General features: G+C 66.2%; 14 protein-coding genes. 5 read left to right on the top strand and 9 right to left on the bottom strand.

The annotated features are described in order from the left end of the window. Positions 1 to 12: 12 nt before the first annotated feature. The 9 genes from ACZ1I5_RS09870 to ACZ1I5_RS09830 form a co-directional block, all read right to left on the bottom strand. Positions 13 to 1674, bottom strand: a complete 1662-nt coding sequence (locus tag ACZ1I5_RS09870) for a carboxylesterase/lipase family protein (protein ID WP_465173514.1) — start codon at positions 1672 to 1674, stop codon at positions 13 to 15. Further along, positions 1671 to 2957: a spinster family MFS transporter gene (locus tag ACZ1I5_RS09865; protein WP_465173513.1), complete on the bottom strand. Its 1287-nt coding sequence runs from the start codon at positions 2955 to 2957 to the stop codon at positions 1671 to 1673. Before ACZ1I5_RS09865 ends, ACZ1I5_RS09870 begins: the two co-directional genes overlap by 4 nt. Before the next feature lie 22 nt (positions 2958 to 2979). After that, positions 2980 to 3864 (bottom strand): 3-hydroxyacyl-CoA dehydrogenase family protein, encoded by an 885-nt coding sequence (locus ACZ1I5_RS09860; protein ID WP_465173512.1) that lies wholly within the window; start codon positions 3862 to 3864, stop codon positions 2980 to 2982. Continuing rightward, the gene (locus tag ACZ1I5_RS09855) at positions 3845 to 5452 is read right to left on the bottom strand and encodes an AMP-binding protein (RefSeq protein ID WP_465173511.1); all 1608 of its coding nucleotides are present in this window, start codon (positions 5450 to 5452) and stop codon (positions 3845 to 3847) included. Before ACZ1I5_RS09855 ends, ACZ1I5_RS09860 begins: the two co-directional genes overlap by 20 nt. Positions 5453 to 5542: 90 nt before the next feature. Beyond that, complete coding sequence (locus ACZ1I5_RS09850) at positions 5543 to 8200, bottom strand: TonB-dependent receptor plug domain-containing protein (protein ID WP_465173510.1); 2658 nt, start codon at positions 8198 to 8200, stop codon at positions 5543 to 5545. Positions 8201 to 8313: 113 nt separating this feature from the next. Further along, entirely contained in the window at positions 8314 to 9438 is a 1125-nt protein-coding gene (locus ACZ1I5_RS09845) for an AraC family transcriptional regulator (RefSeq protein ID WP_465173509.1), read from the bottom strand. Positions 9439 to 9602: 164 nt separating this feature from the next. Continuing rightward, on the bottom strand, positions 9603 to 12782 hold the full coding sequence (locus ACZ1I5_RS09840) for an efflux RND transporter permease subunit (RefSeq protein ID WP_465173508.1): 3180 nt from the start codon (positions 12780 to 12782) through the stop codon (positions 9603 to 9605). Between the two features lie 3 nt (positions 12783 to 12785). Further along, entirely contained in the window at positions 12786 to 13916 is a 1131-nt protein-coding gene (locus ACZ1I5_RS09835) for an efflux RND transporter periplasmic adaptor subunit (RefSeq protein WP_465173507.1), read from the bottom strand. Between the two features lie 78 nt (positions 13917 to 13994). Further along, entirely contained in the window at positions 13995 to 14327 is a 333-nt protein-coding gene (locus ACZ1I5_RS09830) for a hypothetical protein (protein ID WP_465173506.1), read from the bottom strand. A gap of 248 nt (positions 14328 to 14575) precedes the next feature. Between ACZ1I5_RS09830 and ACZ1I5_RS09825 the strand changes: the two genes are divergently transcribed. From ACZ1I5_RS09825 to ACZ1I5_RS09805, 5 genes are all read left to right on the top strand, one after another. Then, a complete protein-coding gene (locus ACZ1I5_RS09825; RefSeq protein WP_465173505.1) occupies positions 14576 to 15898 on the top strand; it encodes a DUF418 domain-containing protein in 1323 nt (440 codons plus the stop codon). Further along, complete coding sequence (locus ACZ1I5_RS09820) at positions 15895 to 16449, top strand: DNA-3-methyladenine glycosylase I (protein WP_465173504.1); 555 nt, start codon at positions 15895 to 15897, stop codon at positions 16447 to 16449. Before ACZ1I5_RS09825 ends, ACZ1I5_RS09820 begins: the two co-directional genes overlap by 4 nt. Positions 16450 to 16617: 168 nt before the next feature. Next, a complete protein-coding gene (locus ACZ1I5_RS09815; protein WP_465173503.1) occupies positions 16618 to 17160 on the top strand; it encodes a hypothetical protein in 543 nt (180 codons plus the stop codon). A 93-nt stretch (positions 17161 to 17253) separates the two neighbouring features. Beyond that, entirely contained in the window at positions 17254 to 19497 is a 2244-nt protein-coding gene (locus tag ACZ1I5_RS09810; RefSeq protein WP_465173502.1) for a S9 family peptidase, read from the top strand. Positions 19498 to 19857: 360 nt separating this feature from the next. Continuing rightward, a complete protein-coding gene (locus ACZ1I5_RS09805; RefSeq protein ID WP_465173501.1) occupies positions 19858 to 21186 on the top strand; it encodes a DUF418 domain-containing protein in 1329 nt (442 codons plus the stop codon). Positions 21187 to 21207: the final 21 nt, after the last annotated feature.

The following is a 21207-nucleotide window of genomic DNA, read 5'->3' as shown; positions in this document are numbered from 1 at the left end:
ATCCCTAAGCGATTATTGCGCGCATCCAGGGGCCGGAGCCGGCAGAACCGGCGCACTGCTCCCCGTACGCCAGGTCCAGGACTGGCTGCCTTCCGCGCGGCGTCGGCACATCACCTGCTCGTGAAGCGCGTACATGCCCAGCATGAACCCGGTCGAGGCGTTCGCGCTTTCGCCGAAGTGCATGAAGGCGCTCGCGGTGCCGAACGGCGCCCAGGCCGGTCCGTTGGAGGACGACGGCGTCCCGTTGCGGGCAAAGCCGGTCCAGTAATCGAGCATCTGGTCCGAGATGCGCCGTTCCGTGGCGGTGTTGGGGATCGCCGGCCAGAAGGACGGGGTATTGGTCATCGTCCCGAATACGAACGGCACTTCGCTGGCGTGGAAGCCCGTCATGTCCGCGGCGTCCGCGCTCGGATAGCTGTGGCTGAAATAATAGAGGTATGCCGGCTGCCCTAGCGCCGCCTGCTTACGCACCAGCCGTTCCGAGGCCCAGCCGAACACTGCGTCGCGGGTGCTGTCCAGGCCGTTCTGGGCGAGGTCGCGAGACGTGGGGTAGAGGCGCAGATAGGCGTCGGCGAGGTCGCCGTACCGCGCCTTGATCTCGTCCGCATAGGCCTGCGCGCTTTGCGGAACCGGCGGCAGCAAGTGGCGCAGGGTGCGGATTTCGCCGCTGTTGAATCCGGCGATGAGCGGCACCGGTGCCTGCTCGCCGCGATCGAAGGTGTCGACGAGCTGGCGCTTGAGGATCTTGCCGTCGATCGTACCATAGGGAACATAGCCTGTGGCGGCGGACGCATCGGCGAGTTGGCGCGCGTCCATCGCGCGCAGTGCCGCGAGATTGGGCGCCTGCAGCTTGCCCGCCAGCCAGAGGCCGATGTCCTCGGCGGCGAACTCTTCCCCGCGCTTGCTGCGCAGCTCGGGCATGGTGAACAGATAGCCGCTCTCGACGATGGCCCGGTCGAACGTGCCGCGCGCCGTCGGCGAAGCGAGCAGATATTCAGTGCTGAGCGCGCCCGCCGATTCGCCGAAGATCGTCACGTTGCGCGGATCGCCGCCGAACGCGGCGATGTTTTTGCGCACCCATTGCAGCGCCTGGATCTGGTCGAGCAGGCCGTAATTGCCGGAGACGCCGTCCGGCGATTCCTTGCTCAGTTCGGGGTGGGCGAGATAGCCGAACACGCCCAGGCGATAGTTGATCGAGACAAGCACGACGCCGCGTTTGGCGAACGCCCCGCCGTCGTACATCGGCGAATGGCCCGAACCCCAGATCAGCGTGCCGCCGTGAATCCACACCATGACCGGCGCATTGTGTGCGTTCGCCGGTGCGGTCACATCGAGCGTCAGGCAATCCTCCGACATCGCGACCTTGCCGCGATCATAGGGACCCGCCGCCATTGGCGGCTGCATGCAGGCGACGCCCATGGTCTTTGCCGGCCGCACGCCTTTCCACTGCGGCATCGGCGCGGGCGCGCGCCAGCGGCGCTCGCCCACCGGGGGCAGCGCATAGGGGATCGCGCGGAAGACATCGGCATCGCCCTCGCGCAGGCCGCTCACCGACCCAGCCGGGGCCTTGACCACTGGTGCCTGGCCGGGCGGCGACGCGCCTGCGTCGGCGGGTATGGCGAACGCCCCGCAGGTGGCGATGGCGACGATCAGCAGGTGCGACAGGCTCTTCATGACAGGGCTCCTTCGTGGAGACGTTCGTTGCGACGGATCAGGCGACCCAGGACCAGAAAGAGCGCGGCTCCGATCAGGTACATGGGGGCGAGGGCGTAATAAGCGGCCTGGAGGGCGTGGCCGCCATGCGTCGGCCGGAAGAAGTCGCTGGCCATGCCGACATAGGTCGGGCCGAGGCCGAGGCCGATGAAGTTCATCACCAGCAGCAGCAGCGCGCCGGAGATCACGCGCCGCTCGGCCGGAACCTCGCCTTGCACGAAGGTGACGGTCGCAGACAGGAAGAAGGAATTGAGGAACATCGGCACGCACAGAAAGGCCAGGGCCAGCTGCCAAGTCGGCGCCCAGACGAAGCCGAGGAAGAAGGGCAGGGCGAGCAGCAGCGAGATGGCCGGGACCGTGGCATAGGCCGCCTTGCTGCGTGCCGCGAACCGATCGACGATCCGCCCCGAGGCGAAGATTCCACCCCCCATGCCGATCCCGACGACCAGCGCATACCAGACCGCGACGTCGCCCAGCGCCATGCCCTTTTCGCGCATCAGGAACAGCGTCGTGAAATTGAGCAGTCCATAGGTGATGAAATTGCCCGCACCGCTGGCCAGCGACGCCATCAACAGCAGCGGATTGCGGAAGAAGTGCGCGATTGTCGCGACAAGTCCGAGCGGCTTGGTGCCGGGGGGTGATGCCTCTGACGGCGCGTCCTTCTGCCCGCGCGCGGGCTCCCGGACGATGAACCAGACTCCCAGCGCTGCGACCACGCCGATCGCGCCGATCACGTAGAAAGGCGTGCGCCAGTCGAAGGCCGCCGCCAGCGTCGCTCCGAAGGCAACGCCCAGCGCCGACCCGATCGGCGGGCCGAGATTGAAGATCGCCATCGCCGTGGTGCGCCGCTCGCGCGGGAAGGAGTCCGAGATGATCGCGTAGGATGGCGGCACGCCGCCTGCCTCGCCGATGCCGACCATCATCCGCGCCGCCACGAGCTGGCCGTAACTGCCGGCCAAACCGCAGGCCGCGGTCGCCGCGCTCCAGATCGCACAGGCGACCGACAGGACATGGACCCGATTGGTGCGATCGGCGAGCCAGCCGATCGGGATCGCGATCACGCAGTAGAAGCACGCGAAATAGAAGCCGGTGATCATGCCCAGCTGGCCATCGCTGACGTGCAGGCCGTCCTGGATCGGCTTGGCGAGGATCGAGATCAGCTGGCGATCGAGGAAATTGAGGACATAGACGAAACACAGCATCGCCAGCGTGATGGTGGCGCCCCGGCTCGATCGAGTAGTCATTGGCTGTTCCACGCGTCTCTCCTCAAGCCTTGCCGAGCCAGCCCGGCTTGCCCCGTCCGCCGGCATAGCCGGCGGCGACACGCTGCTTGAGCAGGGGCGGCGGGCGGAAGCGCTCGCCGTAGGAATCCAGCAGGATCTCCTGGACCTGGACGCACAGGCTAGACGTCACAGCGTCCATCAGGGCGAACGGCCCGATCGGATGGCCGAGCCCCAGACGGCAGGCCGTGTCCAGGTCCTCGGGCGTCGCGACGCCTTCCTCGACCAGCCGCACTGCCTCGATCAGCATCGCGTGCAGCATCCGGTTCACCGCGAAGCCGGCGACGTCCTTGACCGCGATCGGTTGCTTGCCGACGCGGGCGAGCAGGGAGAGGGTCCAGGCGAGGATGTCGGGATCCGTGTCGAAGGCCGGGACGACCTCGACCAACTGCATCCGCGAGACCGGCGAGAAATAATGGGTGCCGAGGAATCTCGCCCTGCGCTCGGGCGGCAAGGCCGCGCTGAGCGTCGAGATCGGCAGGGTGGAGGTATTCGATGCGATGATGCATGCCGGCGGGCAGGCATGGTCGAGTGCGGTGAGGACCGTGCGCTTGACGTCGAGCGATTCGAACACTGCCTCGGTCACCAGGTCGCGGTCGCCGAAACGGGCGAGATCGGGCGCGGGCTGCAGCCGTTCGAGCGCCAGGGTGCGCTGATCCGCTGTGTAGAATCCGCGCGCGATGCCGCGATCCAGGACTGTGCCGAGCCTTGCCATTGCGGCGTCCAATGCCGCCGGATTGCTGTCGTTGAGCAGCACGTCCATGCCCGCCAACGCGAAGACGAGCGCGATCTCCGCGCCCATCAGGCCCGCGCCGACGACACCGATCTTCAGGTCAGGGCCGATCTTCAGTTCAGGGGCGAGCGGCGACATAATGGTCGAACTCCCCTTGCGCATGAGCGGTGCGGAGCCGGACCTTGTCGATCTTGCCGGTCGCCGCCAGCGGCATGCGCGGCAGCTGAATGATTTCATCGGGCAGCCACCAATCGGCTACTCTGCCGCGCAGCGCCTCGATCAGCGCCCAGGCGTCGCCGGTGTCGCCGAGGCTGAGCTCCACCACCAGCACCGGGCGCTCGCCCCATTTAGGGTGAGGCTTGCCGATCACCGCGACCTGGCCGACGCGCGGATCGCGGCCGATGATCGCTTCCATCTCCGCCGGGTTGATCCACTCGCCGCCCGACTTGATCAAGTCCTTGGAGCGCCCGCAGATCGTCAGCGCGCCGCTTTCGTCGATGGTGGCGAGATCGCCGGTGTCGAAATAGCCTTCCGGATCGAGCGCGCTGTCTGCAGCGTTGAAATAGCGGTCGATCACCGCAGGTCCCTTGACCTTCAGATGCCCGATCACGCCGCGTTGCTCCGGCAAGGTGACGTCATCGGCATCGGTGAGCCTGAGATCGACGCCGAATGGCGGGCGGCCGGAGGACCGCTCGGCATCCGGCGGAAACTGCACCGAATCCACGGTGCCGAGCGGCGACATCTCGGTCATGCCCCAGGTCGTCTGGACGCGCGCGCCCAGCCGCTCCTCCATGCGCCGGATCAGCGCCTCCGGGCATTTCGATCCGCCGATGATGAGGCGCTCGAGGCTCGGCACGTCCTCGCCGGTGGCGTCGAGATGGTCGAGCAGGCCGATCCAGACGGTCTGCACGCCGCCGGCGATGGTCACTTTCTCGCTGCGGATCAGCGCCGCCAGGCTTGCGCCGTCCAGCTCGCGCCCGGGCAGCACCAGGCTCGCGCCCACCGCCGGCGCGGAGAAGGGGAACCCCCAGGCATTGGCATGGAACATCGGGATGGCGACGAGAATCGTGTCCTTCGCCGACAGGCAATAGGCGTCGGGCTGAATCGACATCAGCGTGTGGTGATAATTGGAGCGGTGGGTGAACACCACGCCCTTGGGCTTGCCGGTCGTGCCCGAGGTGAAGCACAGGCCGGCGGGACTGGTCTCATCGAACTGGCCCCATTCGATATAGCGGCCATGTGCCTCGACCAGGGCGTCGAGCCCCTCGACCGGCACCGCGCAGCCGGCGACAAGGGCCGGATCGGCAGGCGCATCGAGCAGGATGACTCGCTCGACCCTCGGGCAAAGCGGCAGCACTTCCGCCAGTATCGGTGCGAGGGTCGCGGCGATCGCCAGCACGCGGTCCTCCGCCTCGTTGATCATCGCCGCGAGCTGCGCCGCGGTAAGCCGGGGATTCAGCGTATGGCACACCAGGCCGGCATTCATCGTCGCATAATAGAGCTCAAGATGATGCTGCGTATTCCACGCCAGCGTGCCGACGCGGTCGCCGACCCGGAGCCCGATGGCCAGCAGCGCGCCGGAGAGCCGGTTGCTGCGCGCGCGCAGGTCGGCATAGCCGGCACGCTGCAGGACCGCGCCGCGCGATGCGGTCGCGACCGTGCCGGCCCCATGCCATTTGGCGGCATGGTCGATGAACTTGTCCAGGGTGAAGGCGTGATGTTGCATCTGGTGGAATACTTGCCGCTGGTGCGAGGGTCGGGAGGGCCGAAGGAGACCGCGGCCATTGCCGCGATCTCCGGGTGCCCGTTCGATCGGTCAGAATGCCTTTCGCAGGCTCATGGCGGCATAGCGCCCGATGACATTGTAGCCGCCGCCGATCCCATCGGTGGCCGGGAAATAGGGCGGCGTCGCGTCGAACAGATCGTTGATCTGCAGCGACAGTTCCGTGCCCTTCGCAAGGCCGACATTGGGCAGCCGCACGGACAGCCGCAGATCGACGGTGGTGTACCCCTTGGCGGTGTAGACGCTCGATCCGGTCGGGGTCGCATAGGGGCCGGTCACGCCGCTGCGATGATTGACGAAATTGACCAGGGTGACCGGACCGGCCGTGACGCCCAGGGTCGTCCGCAGCGTCGTACGCGGGATACCGGCATCCAGCGAGTTGCTGACGATGGAGGTCGCCGAGAACTGCGTCTTGTAGGTGAAGATATAGTTGCCGGCGACGCCGGCGAACGCCGAACCGAACGAGGTCTGACGGCGATAATTCACGTCGAAGTCGAGGCCGTTGGTCTTGCGCACCCCGAAATTGCCCTGGCGAAGATCGAGGAAGTTCCCGACCGTCGGGACCGCGGCGAAGGTGAAGTAGAAGGGCACGGTATTGCTGATGCCGCTGGCCACCTGCGCGGCCGACGGATTGCGGAGGACCCGCGACGCGAAGGTCGGATCGGTGAAGATCAGCGCGCCCAGCCCGTATGGCGTGCCGATCACGTCGTTATAGACGATGTCGTAGAAGGTTACGCTCGCGCTGAAGCCGGGAAGGAAGGTCGGCCGCAGATCCGCGCCGAACGAGAAGGTGCGGGCCTTTTCGGGCTTTAGCGACTTGTTGCCGCCGAGCAGCAGGATCGTATTGACCTGGGTTGCGCCGCGCGAGGGATCGCGAACGCCAAAGGCGTCGACCAGAGAGGCTGCCGCGTAATAGGAGCCGACGGTCGAGCCCAGATCGCGCAGCCCCGGTGCGCGGAACGAGCGTCCGTAGGTGCCCCTCAGGGTAAGCCCGTCTAACGGCGCCCAATCGATGCCGACCTTCGGATTGGTGGTGGACCCGAAATCGCTATAATGGTCATAGCGCCCCGACAGCGACAGCGAGAGGCTGTGCATGAAGGGTGCTGCGTTCCCTTGACCGAAGAACGGCACGAACAGTTCGCCGTAGAGCGAGCCGACGTTGCGATCGAGATCTTCGGGGAACCCGACACCGCCGCTGGAGCCCCGCTGGTCATAGGTCTCGCGGCGATATTCGGCACCGGCCGCGATCTTGATCTGCCCGCCGGGCAGTTCGGCCAAGGGGCCGTCGATCCTGACAGCGCCCAATTTGGTGCGCTGGTGATTGATGAAATCGGTCGGGTTGTTCAGGATCGCCGCGACGACCGCCGGGCTGGTGCCGGTTCCGAACGGATCCAGTGCGGTCGCGCGCGTGGTTCCGGCTGCGGCCGCGGTCAGCGCCGTGGTGTTGATCCCGGGCTGGAACGTGTCGTTGCGCGACCAGTTGAAGGTGCCCGAGGCCGTCAGCTTGAAATCGCCGAGTTTCGCATCGACACCGACCGACGAATTGCCGCTTCTGACACGATAGGTCTGATCGAAATGGTCCGCGCCGACGAGGTTGTCGGGCCGGAAATCGACATATTCATACCCCGCCGCGGTGCCGGGCGGCGCGCGGTAGAACGGGTTTGACGGAAGAATGAGGACGAAGGTCTGACCGGGCAATGCGGCCTGGACCGTGTCCTTGCGATCTGAATAGAGGACTTCGCCCCATAGCGTCACGTTCGTGGCGACGTCCTGGCGCGCGGTCAGGAACGCGCTGTGCGTGCGATTGGCGGGAAGAAGGTCGACGGGCCCTCTCGGGTCACAGGTGTTGGTCCCTGGCGCAAGGCCGGGCGCGGCGTAGATGGTTCCAAGGAACAGATTGACGTTTGCCGCCGGGCACACCGTCGCGCGGGTGTCCACACCGCCGGCCGCCCTGAAATCGAGCGAGCGATAACGCCGGTCGGCACCGGTGATGTTATTGCTCTCCGCATATTGGTACGATGCCGCGATCGATCCGCTGCCCCAGTCCTTGCCGACGATGCCGCCGGCACTGAACGTGTGATAGTCATCCGCCATGCCGTAGCGGGCGGTGGCCTCGACACCGGAAAAGTGATTGCGCGTGATGAAGTTCACCACGCCGGCAACGGCGTCCGAGCCATAGATGGCCGAAGCACCGTCCGCGACGATTTCCACCCGTTCGATCGCCAGTTCCGGCAGGAAGGGAAAATCGGGATTGGTTTGCTGCGTGCTTCCCGAGATCAGCCGATGCCCGTTCATCAACGGCAATGTCGCGCTCGACGGCAGGCCGCGGAGGCCGGGGGCGAAGGAACCCAGTCCGCCATTGCTGGTCCGGGGTGCGGTATTGAAGCTGTTCAGTTGCGGCACGGTGGCGAGCAGATCGGGCGTGGTCGCCGCGCCGATCAGCTTGATGTCGTCCCGCGACAGCCGGATCAGGTTGGACCCGGTGGGCGGAACGCCGCGAATGCTGGTTCCCGTGACGACGATCTCGGTTGTGTCGCCGTCAGCTGCGCTTGCATCGGACGGAGAAACCTGCGCGTCCGCTGCGGCGCCGGTGTCCGTGCTTTGAGCCCATGCCGGCGCGGCTGCGCACAGCATCGCGGCGAATGCCGAGGTACCGAGCAGGCGCGCGTTGAGATTCCGATTACCGGTCATGACATCCTCCCATATTTTTTATCTTGGGAGCATGTGGTCGATCAGGCGGCTCCGTGGCGATGACCAGTGTGACAGGAAGATTTAACACAAGTGACCAGCTGGTCGCCGCGAGTCTAGGCGGTTGTGCGATCGCTGAGCAGTAGCGTTGCCGCCGTGACACGGCCGCTGTCCGACTTGTAGCGCGCGCGATAGTCGCTCGGCGTCACGCCCGCCCATTCGGCGAAGTTGCGCGTGAAGCTGCCCGGCTCGCTGAACCCGACGCGGTAGCCGACTTCGGTTATCGGCAGCTCCGTCGCCAGCAGATAGGCGGCCGCAAGCTCGCCGCGGAGTCGCGTCCTGATGTGCTGGAAGCTCTCACCCTCCCGCGCGAGATCGCGCCGGAGCCGGCGCGGGCGGCTGCGCAATCGCGCCGCGACGGATTCGATGGGGGCCGACCAGATTTTAGCGCGCTGAAGCTCGACAAGCGCGTGCTCGGTTTGCGCGCGCCAAGTCGAACGGCCGATCGGCGTCGCGAACCAGTCGGGATTGCTCGCATTATATTCTTCGAATTCGGCGAGCGTGCGGTGGACCAGCGGCGCGCCAAGATCGGCGCGATCATAGCAAAGCGCATCGATTGGCGCCTCATATTCGATCGGACAGCCGAACAGCGCGAACCGATCGAAGCCGTTCGCCTGGACCGGCCGCGCGGCGCGCACGCTGACGCCGCGGAGGCGCAGCGGACGTCCGATGAGCCAACTGAACCACTGGAAAATCCATACGAAGCGCAGCCAGACGAAGATGTCGCGGTCCACGCCATCGACGGTGTGATAGACGCAGACATGCTTGAGGCCGGCATGGTCTTCGACGAGCTGGGGGCCAATGTCTCCCGACAATGCCTGGGTGAAGCGGATGCTGACCCGGATCGATTCCCCGAATGTCTCGCAGTGCAGATAGGTGAGCGTGCGTTCCAGCTCGAGCGCGAGCCGGAACCGCTCCGCGAAGAAGCCGAAAAAGGAATCATCAAGCGCGATTTGAGCCTGCCGCACCAGGCGAAACAGGTCGCGGCCATCGATCGACGCCTGGTCGTTGCCATACACTGCCGGGTCGATGCCCGCTTCGCGGAGCAATGCGTGCGGATCCTGCCCCTTCAACACGGCCCCGCCGAGGAGGCGTTCCACGGCAATGCCGTCCAGCCCGGCCAACCGCTTGGGCGCGGTGTGTTCCAGCGCTATATCGGGCATGTCGGTAACATCGGCCATCGGAACCAGAGACTTTCACGATCGCCCGCAACGCGCGGCACAACCAGGTGAGCGACCGTTGGATCGGCCATCTTCGACCGCTTAAACTACGCGTTCGATCGAAAAGCTAGGGATGCGCTGCTGCGAGGCACGCAGGGTCCGGCCCTGAACGGATAGCGGTCGCCCTATGATGCAGGCCCCGCCGCGCCGAACCGCCGGTAGAGCGTCGGCAGCAGGAACAGGGTGAGCAAGGTCGCGCTGACCACGCCGCCGATCACCACCGTGGCAAGCGGCTTCTGCACTTCGGCGCCGGCGCCGTGACCGAGCGCCATCGGTACGAAGCCGAGACTCGCCACCAGCGCCGTCATCACCACCGGGCGCAGGCGCGCCAGCGCACCCTCCCGTGCCGCTGACGCACGGTCGTGCCCCTCGGCAACGAGCTGCTGGATCGAGGTGAGCATGACCAGTCCGTTCAGTACTGCGATGCCCGACAATGCGATGAACCCGACCGCGGCGGAGATCGAGAAGGGCATGCCGCGCAACAGCAGGGCGAGCACGCCGCCGACCAGCGCGAGCGGTACGCCGGTGAAGACGATTGCGGCATCGCGGATGTTGCCGAGCGCGCCGAACAGCAGCAGCATGATTAGCGCGAAGCATGCAGGCACGACCAGCGCGAGCCGGTCGCGTGCCGAGGCCAGATTTTCGAACTGGCCACCCCATTCGAGCCAGGTGCCGGCGGGAAGCTGAACCTCGCGTGCGATCGCCGTGCGCGCTTCGGCCACGACGCTCGCCACGTCGCGGCCGCGGACATTGGCCTGCACCACCACGCGGCGCTTGCCGTTTTCGCGGCTGATCTGGTTCGGGCCGTTCAGGACCTGGATGTCGGCGACCGAGGCGAGGGGGACGAAACTGCCGCCCGGCGTCGGCACCGGCGTCTGGCCGAGCGTCTCGAGATCGGCGCGCGCCGCATCGGCGAGGCGGATGACGACGGGGAAGCTGCGGTCGCCTTCGAAGATCCGCCCCGCCTCGCGCCCGCCCACCGCGGTGGCGACGGTGTCGGCGACGTCCTGAGCGCCGACGCCGACCCGCGCGGCGCGATCCTGCGCATAAGCGATGTCGAGCATCGGCAAGCCTTCGGTCTGCTCGACCTTGACGTCCTCTGCGCCGGGCGTGCGGCGAAGTACGGCGGCGATCCGGGCGGCGGTGGCATTCATCTCGGCAAAGTCCTCGCCGAAAATCTTGACTGCCACATCCGATCGCACGCCGGCGATCAGCTCGTTGAAGCGCATCTGGATCGGCTGGGTGACTTCATAGGCATGGCCGGGCACCTGCGCGATCCGTGCCTCGATCCGCTTCACCACCGCGGCCTTCTCCTCGGACGGCTTCGGCCAGAACCTGCGGTCCTTGAGCATGATGAAGGTATCGGTCGCGTTGGGCGGCATCGGATCGGACGCGACCTCCGCCGTGCCGGTGCGCGAGAAGACGGTGCGGATCTCGGGCATGCCTTTCAGCGCGTGTTCGATCTGGGCTTGCATCTTCTGGCTCTGCTCGACCGAGGTGCCCGGCACGCGGAAGGCGGAGACGAGCACGTCGCCCTCGTCGAGCTGGGGCAGGAATTCCTGGCCGAGCGTGGTGTAGGCGCCGGCCGCCAATGTCAGCGCGCCGATCGCGATGCCGATCGTCAGCTTCGGCCGCTTCATCGCGCGGTCGAGGCCGGGTTCGTAGCGCCGGCGCAGCCAGCCCAGCACGCGCCCTTCCTTTTCCTCGACCGGGCGTGACAGCGCGACCGCGATCGCCGCGGGAACGAAGGTGAGCGACAGGATGAAGGCGAAGATCAGCGCCATGATGACGGTGAGCGCCATCGGCTCGAACGTCTTGCCCTCCACGCCGGTGAGGGTGAGCAGCGGGACATAGACGAGGATGATGATCGCCTGGCCATAGACGGAAGGGCGGATCATCTCGCGCGCGGCGGCGGTGATGGTGGCGAGCAGCTCCGGGAGGAGCAGCGGTCGTCCTTCGGCATGCTGGCGCCCGGCGATGCGGCGCAGTGCGTTCTCGACGATGATCACCGCGCCATCGACGATCAGGCCGAAGTCGAGCGCGCCGAGGCTCATCAGATTGGCCGAAACGCCGAGGCGGAGCATGCCGAAGCCGGTGAGCAGCATGGTGATCGGGATCACCAGTGCCGCGATCAGCGCCGCGCGGAAATTGCCGAGCAGCAGGACCAGCACGATAATGACGAGCAGGGCGCCTTCGGACAGATTCTTCGCGACCGTCGCGATGGTGGCGTCGACCAGCCTGGTGCGGTCCAGCACCGGTTCGATCACGATGTCGCGCGGTAGTGAAGGCGCGATCGCCTTGAGCCGGGCGTCGACGCCGGTCGACACGGTGCGGCTGTTCTCGCCGATGCGCATGATCGCGGTGCCGGTGATCACTTCGCGGCCATTTTCCGAGCCGGCGCCCATGCGCACGCCCTGGCCGAGCCGCGCTTCGGCGACCTGATCGAGGGTGATCGGCACGCCCTCTCGCGTGGCGATGACCGTGCCGCGCAACTGGGCGAGGGTGCGGATGCGCGCGTCGGCGCGGACTGCCAGGCCCTCGCCGTTGCGGTTCACCGTGCCGCCGCCGGTCGCGACGTTGTTGCGTTCGAGCGCGGTGGCGAGATCGGCGAGCGACAGTTTCAGCGCGGCGAGCCGCTGGACGTCGGGGACGACGAGATATTCCTTCTCGTATCCGCCGAGCGAGTCGATCCCGGCGACGCCGTCGATCGCCTTGATCTGTGGCGCGACGATCCAGTCCTGCACGGTGTGGAGATAGGTCGCCTTGTCGGCCTCGCTCGCCAGCCGGTCGCCTTCGGGGGTGATATAACTCCCGTCCGGTTGCAGGCCGGGTTCGCCCGGGCGGTGCTGGTCGTGCGCGCGTTCGGCATAGCGCAGGGTCCAGATATAGACTTCGCCGAGGCCGGTCGCGATCGGGCCCATTTCCGGCCGGACGCCCGAGGGCAATGTTTCCTGCGCGGCGGTCAGCCGTTCCTGTACCTGGGCACGGGCGAAATAGATGTCGGTCGAATCCGAGAAGATCGCGGTGACCTGCGCGAAGCCGTTGCGGCTCAACGAGCGCGTGCTTTCCAGCCCCTTGATGCCGGCTAGCGCGGTCTCGATCGGGAAGGCGACCTGCTTCTCGATCAGTTCCGGCGACAGAGCGGGCGCGATGACGTTCACCTGCACCTGGTTGTTGGTGATGTCGGGCACGGCGTCGATCGGCAGGCGCGCGAGCGAGATGCTGCCGATGGTCGCGGCGATGGCGGTGAGCAGCAGGACCAGCCAGCGCCGGTCGACGGCCCATGTGACGATATGGTCGATCACGGGTCAGTCCTCATGCCCGGCTTCGGCGGCGCCGAGCGCCGACTTGAGCGTGAAGCTGTTGGCCGCGGCGATCTTCTCGCGCCCGTTGAGGCCGGCGGTCACGACGACCGCGGCGCCATCCTGCCGGCCGAGCGTGACCGGTGTCGCGCGGAAGCCGGTGCCGGTGCGGGCGAAGACGATGGTCTTGCCGTCGAGCGTCTGGACGGCGGTGGAGGGTATGCGGATCGTGGCGTCGTTGCCGCCCGGAAGCTGGATCGAGGCCGTGACCGGCTCGCCGGCACGCCATTGCCCGGCTCGATTGTCGAGCATGGCGATGGCGGGCACCTGGCGCGTGGCGGCGTCGAGCACGGGCGAGACGAAGCTGATGCGGGCGGACTGGCTTCGGCCCGGTGCGGTGACCTGCACGGTGACGCCCGGCCGCACGCGCCCGGCATCGGCGGGCGACAGCGACAACGCGACGCCGAGGCGATCCAGCCGGGCGATACGGAACAGCTCGGTATCGGCTGCGTCCGCCGCGAAATTCCGGCCGAGAATGGCGGGCCTCGCGATGATCCTGCCCGATATCGGCGCGGCGATGACGATGCGGTTGTAGCTGCCACCGCGCGCGCCGCTGGCGGCGACCTGCTCGCGCGCGAGCCGCAGCGCCACGTCGGCCTGTCGGGCGGCGGCGCGGGAGATGTCGACCTCGCGGCGGGGCCGGAAGCCTCTCGCGTAGAGCGCTTCGTCTCGCGCGAGCGTCGTGCGTGCGAGATCGGCGCCGGCGGCGGCACGTTGCACCTCCGCCTGAAGACCGGCGGCCTCGCGGCTTTCCAGCACCGCCAGGGTCTCGCCGGCACGCACGCTGTCGCCGAGATTGTGGCGCAGCTCGACGATGCGGCCGGGCAAGGTGGCGGCGACGATCCGCGTTGCCTGCGGATCGCTTTCGAGCAGCGCGGGCAGCTCGATGGTGCCGCCATTGCCGCCGATCGTCGGGCTGACGATTTCGATGCCTGCGGTGGCGATCTGTTTGGGGGTAAGCTGTACCATGCCGTCGTCATGGCGGGATTCCGCCTCGGCATGGTTTTCGGCAGGGGGGCTCGCACCGCCACAGGCAGCGAGGGCAAGCGGGAGCAATGCTCCAACGATGATTTTCATGACGATTTTCCTGGGGCAGCGGGAAGCCCGCGCCGACCGAGTTTCAGGGCCTGAGCGAAAGCGCGAGCGCGCTGTCGATCAGGCGCGGGGCGGCTTGAAGGCTGGACCGATCAGGCGCCGTGCGACGCGGGACGTGCCGGATGCGTCGGGCGCCTCGCGCGCGATCAGGCCCGGCTGGAGCGTCGCGGACGCAACCGGTGCACCGAGGCTGTGCCCGTGACAGGTGCCGTGATGATGGGGAAAGGGCTGGTCGGCGTCCGCCGGCACCTGATCGGCATCGCCGTCGACATGGGCGGTTCCGCCGCAGGAGGTCTCCGGGGCGGCATAGCCCTCCTGCGCGCACAGGGTCGCGGTCGCCAGCAGAGACGACGTAAGCAGGCACAAGAGCAGGAGCCATCCACGACGGAGCATCGATGCCGGGATAGCGGCTCGCGCCGGCCCTGTCATCGCAAAGCCTTTGGCGGCGTCGATCCCGCGTTGCCGTGGAGTCGTTTCACGGAAGTGATCGCCATGATTGGGCTCCGAATCTGTGGGCGATCGCCTCCATGCACTCTGAAGTCGCTACAGGGTCAAGCCATGAAGCGACATGTTGTGTATTATCATTGCAACACACTCCGTCCTGCGCTACCCAAAGGCTTCCAGCCGTTGGGGACCAGGCGATGACCGAGCAGACGACAGCCAGGGTCGAGGAACCGGACGGCGCGCCGCGTATCGCGGTGCTGGACATCCTGCGCGGGGTGGCGATCCTCGGCATCCTGTTCATGAACGTCAACGACATGGGCGCGTCGTTCCGCGCCGGGGGCGATGTGCGGCATTTCGGCTGGGCGCCGGTCGACCAGGTCGCCTGGTGGCTGCGCGAGGTGTTCGCCAACGGCACGGCGCGCTGCCTGCTCGAGATGCTGTTCGGCGCGGGCATGGTGATCCTGACGAGCCGCGCGGCCGAGGCGGCCGGGCGCTGGCAGGTGATGCGGCGTTATTATTGGCGCAACATCGTGCTGGTGGCGTTCGGGCTGGTGCACATGTTCATCCTGCTGTGGGGCGGGGACATCCTGCACACTTATGGTTTGGCCGCGCTGGTGGTGTTCTGGTTCCGCAGGCTCGGGCCGCGCTGGCTGATCGCGATCGGCCTGCTCATGGCGGTGACGCAACTCGGCGGTGCCGGCTATTTCGGCTATTATCGCGGCGTGCAGCAGCAGGCCGAGCTTACCGAGCTGAAGGCGCGGAGCGCGGCCGGCAAGGTGCTGAGCAAGGACGACAAGGCGGCTTTGGCAAAGGCGCAGAAGCGCGAGGCCGAGCGGACCAAGGACCGCGCGGAGCGCCAGGCGGAGATCGCCAAGGAAGATGCCGACCGGTCGAGCACGACCGTGCGCTGGGTGAGCGAGCAGGTGCGGATGAGCGCCGAGCGCCTGTTCGGTCCGGGCGAGCTGTTCGCGATATGGGAATCGGCGAGCCTGATGCTGATCGGCGCGGCGCTGTTCAAGCTGGGCATCTTGCAGGGGGAGCGGTCGCGGCGCTTCTACTGGCGGATGACGATCGCGGCCTATCTGGTCGGCGGATCGCTGCGCATCTTCGGCGCCGAGGAGATCATGCGCTTCGATGATGCGCCGCACATCAGCTGGGCGACACAGGAGATCGCGCGGCAGGCGATGACGCTCGGCCATGTCGGCCTGATCAACCTGCTGGCGACGAGCGTGATGGGCGCGCGGCTGGTGCATCCGCTGGTCGCGGCGGGACGGACGGCGCTGTCGATCTATGTGCTGCAGACGATCATCTGCCTGTGGATCCTCTATCCGCCCTTCGCGCTGGCGCTGTACGGCACGCAAGGGTGGGCGGCGATGATGGTCACGGCTCTGGTCATCGATATCGGGCTGTTGTGGCTGGCCAATGTCTATGTCCGCCATTTCCGCATCGCGCCGGTCGAATGGGCGTGGCGGTCGATCGTGGAGGGGCGGCGGCTGCCGTTTCGCAAGGTGGCGGGGTGACTCTCCAACGTTGCGCCTGGGCCGGCAACGACCCGCAGATGCGCGCCTATCATGACGCGGAATGGGGCGTGCCCGAGCGTGACAGTCGGGCGCTGTGGGAGAAATTGATGCTCGACGGGTTCCAGGCGGGGCTCGCCTGGATCACGATCCTGCGCAAGCGCGATGCGTTTCGCGAGGCGTTTCAGGGGTTCGATCCCGAGATGGTTGCGCGGTTCGGTGAAGACGATGTCGCGCGGTTGCTCGGCGATGCGGGAATCGTGCGGTCGCGATCCAAGATCGAGGCGACGATCGGCAATGCCCGGGCCTATCTGGCGATGCGCGAGGCGGGCGAGGATTTCTCCGCATTTGTCTGGGGCATGGCGGGCGGCGCGCCGATCCTGGGCGACGGCGTGCATCTACCGGTCAAGTCGCCGCTGTCGGAGCAGATGTCGGTCGCGTTGAAGAAGCGCGGGTTCAAGTTCGTCGGGCCGGTGATCGTCTATGCCTGGATGGAGGCAGTGGGGATCGTTGACGATCATGCGGCGGGGTGTTTCCGGCGGAACAAGGGGTAGATGGCGTACAACTACTTCCCTCCGTTCGCCCTGAGCTTGTCGAAGGGCTGTTCTTCTCCGCCCGGGAGGAAGAGCAGGGCTTCGACAAGCTCAGCCCGAACGGGGATAGGTTGCGATCTTTCGCCTTAGGCGCCAGGCTTGGCCTATTCGTATCGCGGGGAAAGAGCGATGCCGACGGTGGTTCGCGACCTGCCATTGCTCGAGGCGATCCTGTCGGAATGGCGGGAGACGATCGGCGACGATTATGCCGGCTATCGCAACCATGTCTGCCGCGTGGTGAACTTCGCCTTCGCGCTGGGCGACTGGAGCGAGGAGCAGAAGCGGCGGATCGTCATTGCCGGGGCGTTCCACGATCTCGGTATCTGGTCGGCGGGGACGGCGGATTATCTGCCGCCGTCGATCGCGCTGGCACGGGCCTGGCTGGTCCGGGAGGGGTTGGAAGCCTGGGCGGAGGAGATCGCGCTGATGATCGACCTGCACCACAAGATCACGCCCTATCGCGACCCGCGCTTTCCGCTGGTCGAGGTGTTTCGCCAGGCCGATCTCGCTGATGTATCGCTGGGGATCATGCGCCGGGGACTGCCGCTCGCCTTTGTCGGCGCGCTCAAACGGGCCTTTCCCAATGCCGGCTTCCATTGGCGGCTGGTGAAGCTGGTGGGGCAGGGGCTCGCCGCGCATCCGCTCAACCCGATCCCGATCTTCCGCTGGTAGCGCGCCTCTTTACGACAATGCGACACCCCGCAATAAGCGACGGCATGCGCCCGCATCCGCCGGGCTTTGAATTATCGGGACTGGAGATGATCGATGCCGAAATCCTGGCTGCTGGCGGGCGTCATGCTCGCCGCACTGGCGACCCCTGTCATGGCCGCTGAGCCCGGCGCGCCGGTGACGGCCGCGCCCGCCGATGCGGCGGCGAAGAAGCTGACGCTCGAACGCCTGTTCTCCAGCCCCGACCTTGCCGGCGCGCAGCCGCGCGCACTGAAGCTGTCGCCCGACGGGACGTTGCTCACCTCGCTCAAGCCGCGGCCCGACGACAAGGACCGGCTCGACCTGTGGGCGCTCGACACCAGGACCGGCAAGGAGCGCATGCTGGTCGATTCCAAGAAGGTCGGCAGCGGCGCCGAGCTGTCCGAAGCCGAGAAGATGCAGCGCGAGCGCGCGCGCATCGGCGGGACACGTGGCATCGTCGCTTATGACTGGGCGCCCGACGGCAAGTCGCTCCTGGTGCCGCTCGACGGCGATCTGTATCTGGCGACGCTGGACGGCAAGGTCTCGCGCCTGACCAACACGCCCGATGGCGAACTCAACCCGGTGGTCAGCCCGAAGGGTGGTTTCGTCAGTTTCGTGCGCGACCAGAATCTTTTCGTCCAGCCGCTCGGCGGTGGTGCTGCGAAGCAGGTGACGACCACTGGTGCCGGCACCGTGCACTGGGGCGAGGCGGAATTCGTCGCGCAGGAGGAAATGGATCGCACCACGGGCTATTGGTGGTCGCCGAACGACGCGCGCATCGCGGTCGAGCGGTTCGACGAAGCGCCAGTGGGCATTGTCACGCGCGCTGCGATCGGGGCCGACGGGACCAGGGTTTATAACCAGCGCTATCCCGCCGCGGGCACGCCCAATGTGCTGGTCGAGCTGTATGTGATGAATGCCGATGGGACCGGCCAGGTGAAGGTCGATCTTGGCAATGATCCCGACATCTATCTCGCCCGGGTCGACTGGACGCCCGACGGCCAGACCCTGTTGGTCCAGCGCGAGAGCCGCGACCAGAAAACGCTCGATATGCTGAAGGTCGATCCGGCGACGGGCAAGAGCACGATCCTGTTCACCGAGAAATCGGGCGAGCGGAGCTGGATCAACCTGTCGGACGCCTATCATCCGATGAAGGACGGCAGCCTGATCTGGCGCTCCGAGCGTGACGGCTATGGCCATCTCTATCGCTTCGCCAGGGGCAAATGGACTCAGCTGACCAAGGGCGAATGGACCGTCCAGGCGCTGAACGGGGTGGATGAAGCCAAGGGCCGGATCTTCTTCACCGGCAACAAGGACGGCGCGCTTGAGCAGCATGTCTATTCGGTGGATATCGCGCGGCCCAACGACATCACCCGCCTGACCGAGCTGGGCTGGTGGAACGCCGGCAAGATGGACAAGGCAGCGAGCCGGCTGATCGTCACCCGTTCCAACCCGACCCAGCCGCCCCAGACCTTCCTCGCCGATGCGGCGGGCAAGCGCATTGCCTGGGTCAACGAGAATGCGGTGGTGCCGGGGCATCCCTATTATCCCTATCTCGCGAGCCACCAGGCCAAGAGCTTCGGTAGCTTCAAGGCGGCTGACGGCACCACGCTTTGGTACGAGATGATCACGCCGGCGCTCGAGCCGGGCCGAAAATATCCGGTGTTCTTCGAACATTATGGCGGCCCGGGCACCGGCCAGCAGGTCACGCGCGCCTGGCAGAGCCCGCTGGCGCAATATGTCGTCAGCCGCGGCTATGTCTATTTCCGCATCGACAATCGCGGCTCGAACAACCGCGGCAAGGCGTTCGAGGACCATATCTATCGCGCGATGGGTACGGTCGAAGTCGAGGACCAGCTGACCGCCGCAAAATGGATCAAGACTCAGCCATTCATCGATCCGGCGAAGGTCGCGACCTATGGCTGGTCCTATGGCGGCTACATGACCCTGAAGATGCTCGAGGCGAACCCGGGCGTCTATGCGGCGGGCATTTCGGGCGCACCAGTGACCAAATGGGAATTGTACGACACCCATTATACCGAGCGTTACATGGGCGACCCGAAACGGGACGCGAAGGCCTATGCTGCGTCCGACGCGATCGACGATGCGGCGAAGATCAGGGATCCGTTGCTGCTGATCCACGGCATGGCCGACGACAATGTCGTGCTCGACAATTCGACCGCGTTCGCCGCCAAGATGCAGGCGCAGAATGTGCCGTTCCAGATGATGTTCTACCCGGGCAAGACGCACAGCGCGGGCAAGGACGTGCATGTCTGGACGACGATCTTCGATTTCCTCGACGAGAAGCTCGGGAAATAGACGGCACTGCGCTGGCCGGGGCGGGACCAAGGGAGAATCGCCGTCCCGGCCAACGAGGATGACGGCGATTATTCGCCAATGGCGCGGAGAGCTCGTGCTCCCGCGACCGCCGTCATCAAATCTATTCGGCCTGTTGCATTAACTGACTCCCGCCATTGTATTGCAAGGGGAGTCCGAACCATTTTCGCGATGAATTCATAACGGCTGCGATATAATATCGGTATATCGAACAATATTGGTCCATGACGATCGATCGAGAAGACTTGTTTGCATCGCATTATCGTGAAAATCCGGAATCGCCCTTCGTTGACCTTGTTCGGGGCGTGACATAGCCTTGGCGCTTCCCGGGGGGAGACGATCATGACCGACACGGTTCACCTGGCGCCGGTGCGTGGGCGCGCGCGGATCGAGATTCTCGACGTGCTGCGCGGGATCGCGATCCTCGCGATCTTCTACATGAACATCCCGTTCCAGGCGCAGTCGGTCCTGACCTTCTTCGCCGATGTCAGGCTGGTCGGCTGGACGCCGGCCGATCAGGCCGTATGGGCGGGCACGCAGATATTCCTCGACGGAACGCAGCGCTGCCTGCTCGAATTCCTGTTCGGCGCCGGCATGATGGTGCTGACCGCAAAGGCGATGGAGCCGGACGGGCCGGTCGCGATCGCCGATCTCTATTACCGCCGGACGATGTGGCTGCTGGCGTTCGGGCTGTTCGACATCTTCATCATCCTGTGGCCCGGCGACATTCTGGCGACCTATGCGCTCGCCGCGATGTTCCTGTTCCCCTTCCGCAAGCTCGGACCGAAGACGCTCGTCGCGCTCGGGCTGGGCTTCGCGCTGTTCACGGCGATCGGCGGAGCGGGGCAATATGCCGAGCGCGCGGCACTGGTCGACAAGGTGCATGCGGTGGAGGCGAAGCAGGCGAACGGTCAGGCGGCGCCGCAGGATAGCGAAACGATGAAGGAATGGCGGCAGGCGCAGGATGCATTGCGCGTCACGCCGGAAGTTCAGAAGCAGATCGATTGGGAGCGCCAAGCGCACGCTGCCGGAGTGGCGGATTATTATGGCTTCTACTGGACTGTCTGGCAGCGCTTTTTCATCGGCGAGGGGCTGTTGTTCATGACCGTGCTCGAAGCATTCTTCGCCATGCTGATCGGGATCGCCTTGTGGAAATGGGGGATCATCCAGGGGCAGCGCAGCGGGCTTTTCTATGCCGTGCTCGCGCTTGCCGCTTATGGGTTGGGTGTCACGGCGCGGTCCATCGGGGTGAGCGAGGCATTTTCCTTCGCGCCGATCCCCAGGACGATCTGGGCGACCAGCGAACTCGCGCGGCTGGCCATGGGGCTGGGGCATCTCGCGCTGATCAACCTGCTGTACAAGGCGGCGATCGGGCGGACGATCCTGGGACCGTTCCGGGCGGCGGGCCGGGTCGCCTTCTCGCTCTATTTCCTCGAACAGATCATCGGGCTGCATATCCTGTTCTCGTCTTACGGACTGAACCTGTGGGGCCGTTTCGGCTGGGCGGGCATGGCCGCGATCGCGACCGGGGTGATCCTGCTGGTGCTGATCATCGCCAATGTCTGGACGCGCTATTTCGCGATGGGGCCAATGGAATGGGCGTGGCGCAGCCTCGCCTATCTGGAGCGGCAGCCGTTCCGGAAGGTGCAAGGCGCTGCTTCCCCGGGCTGATAGATTTCCTGTACTGGACAA

Source organism: Sphingomonas sp. BL-S-30 (assembly GCF_055521475.1).
This window is presented reverse-complemented; position numbering and strand designations above follow the sequence as displayed.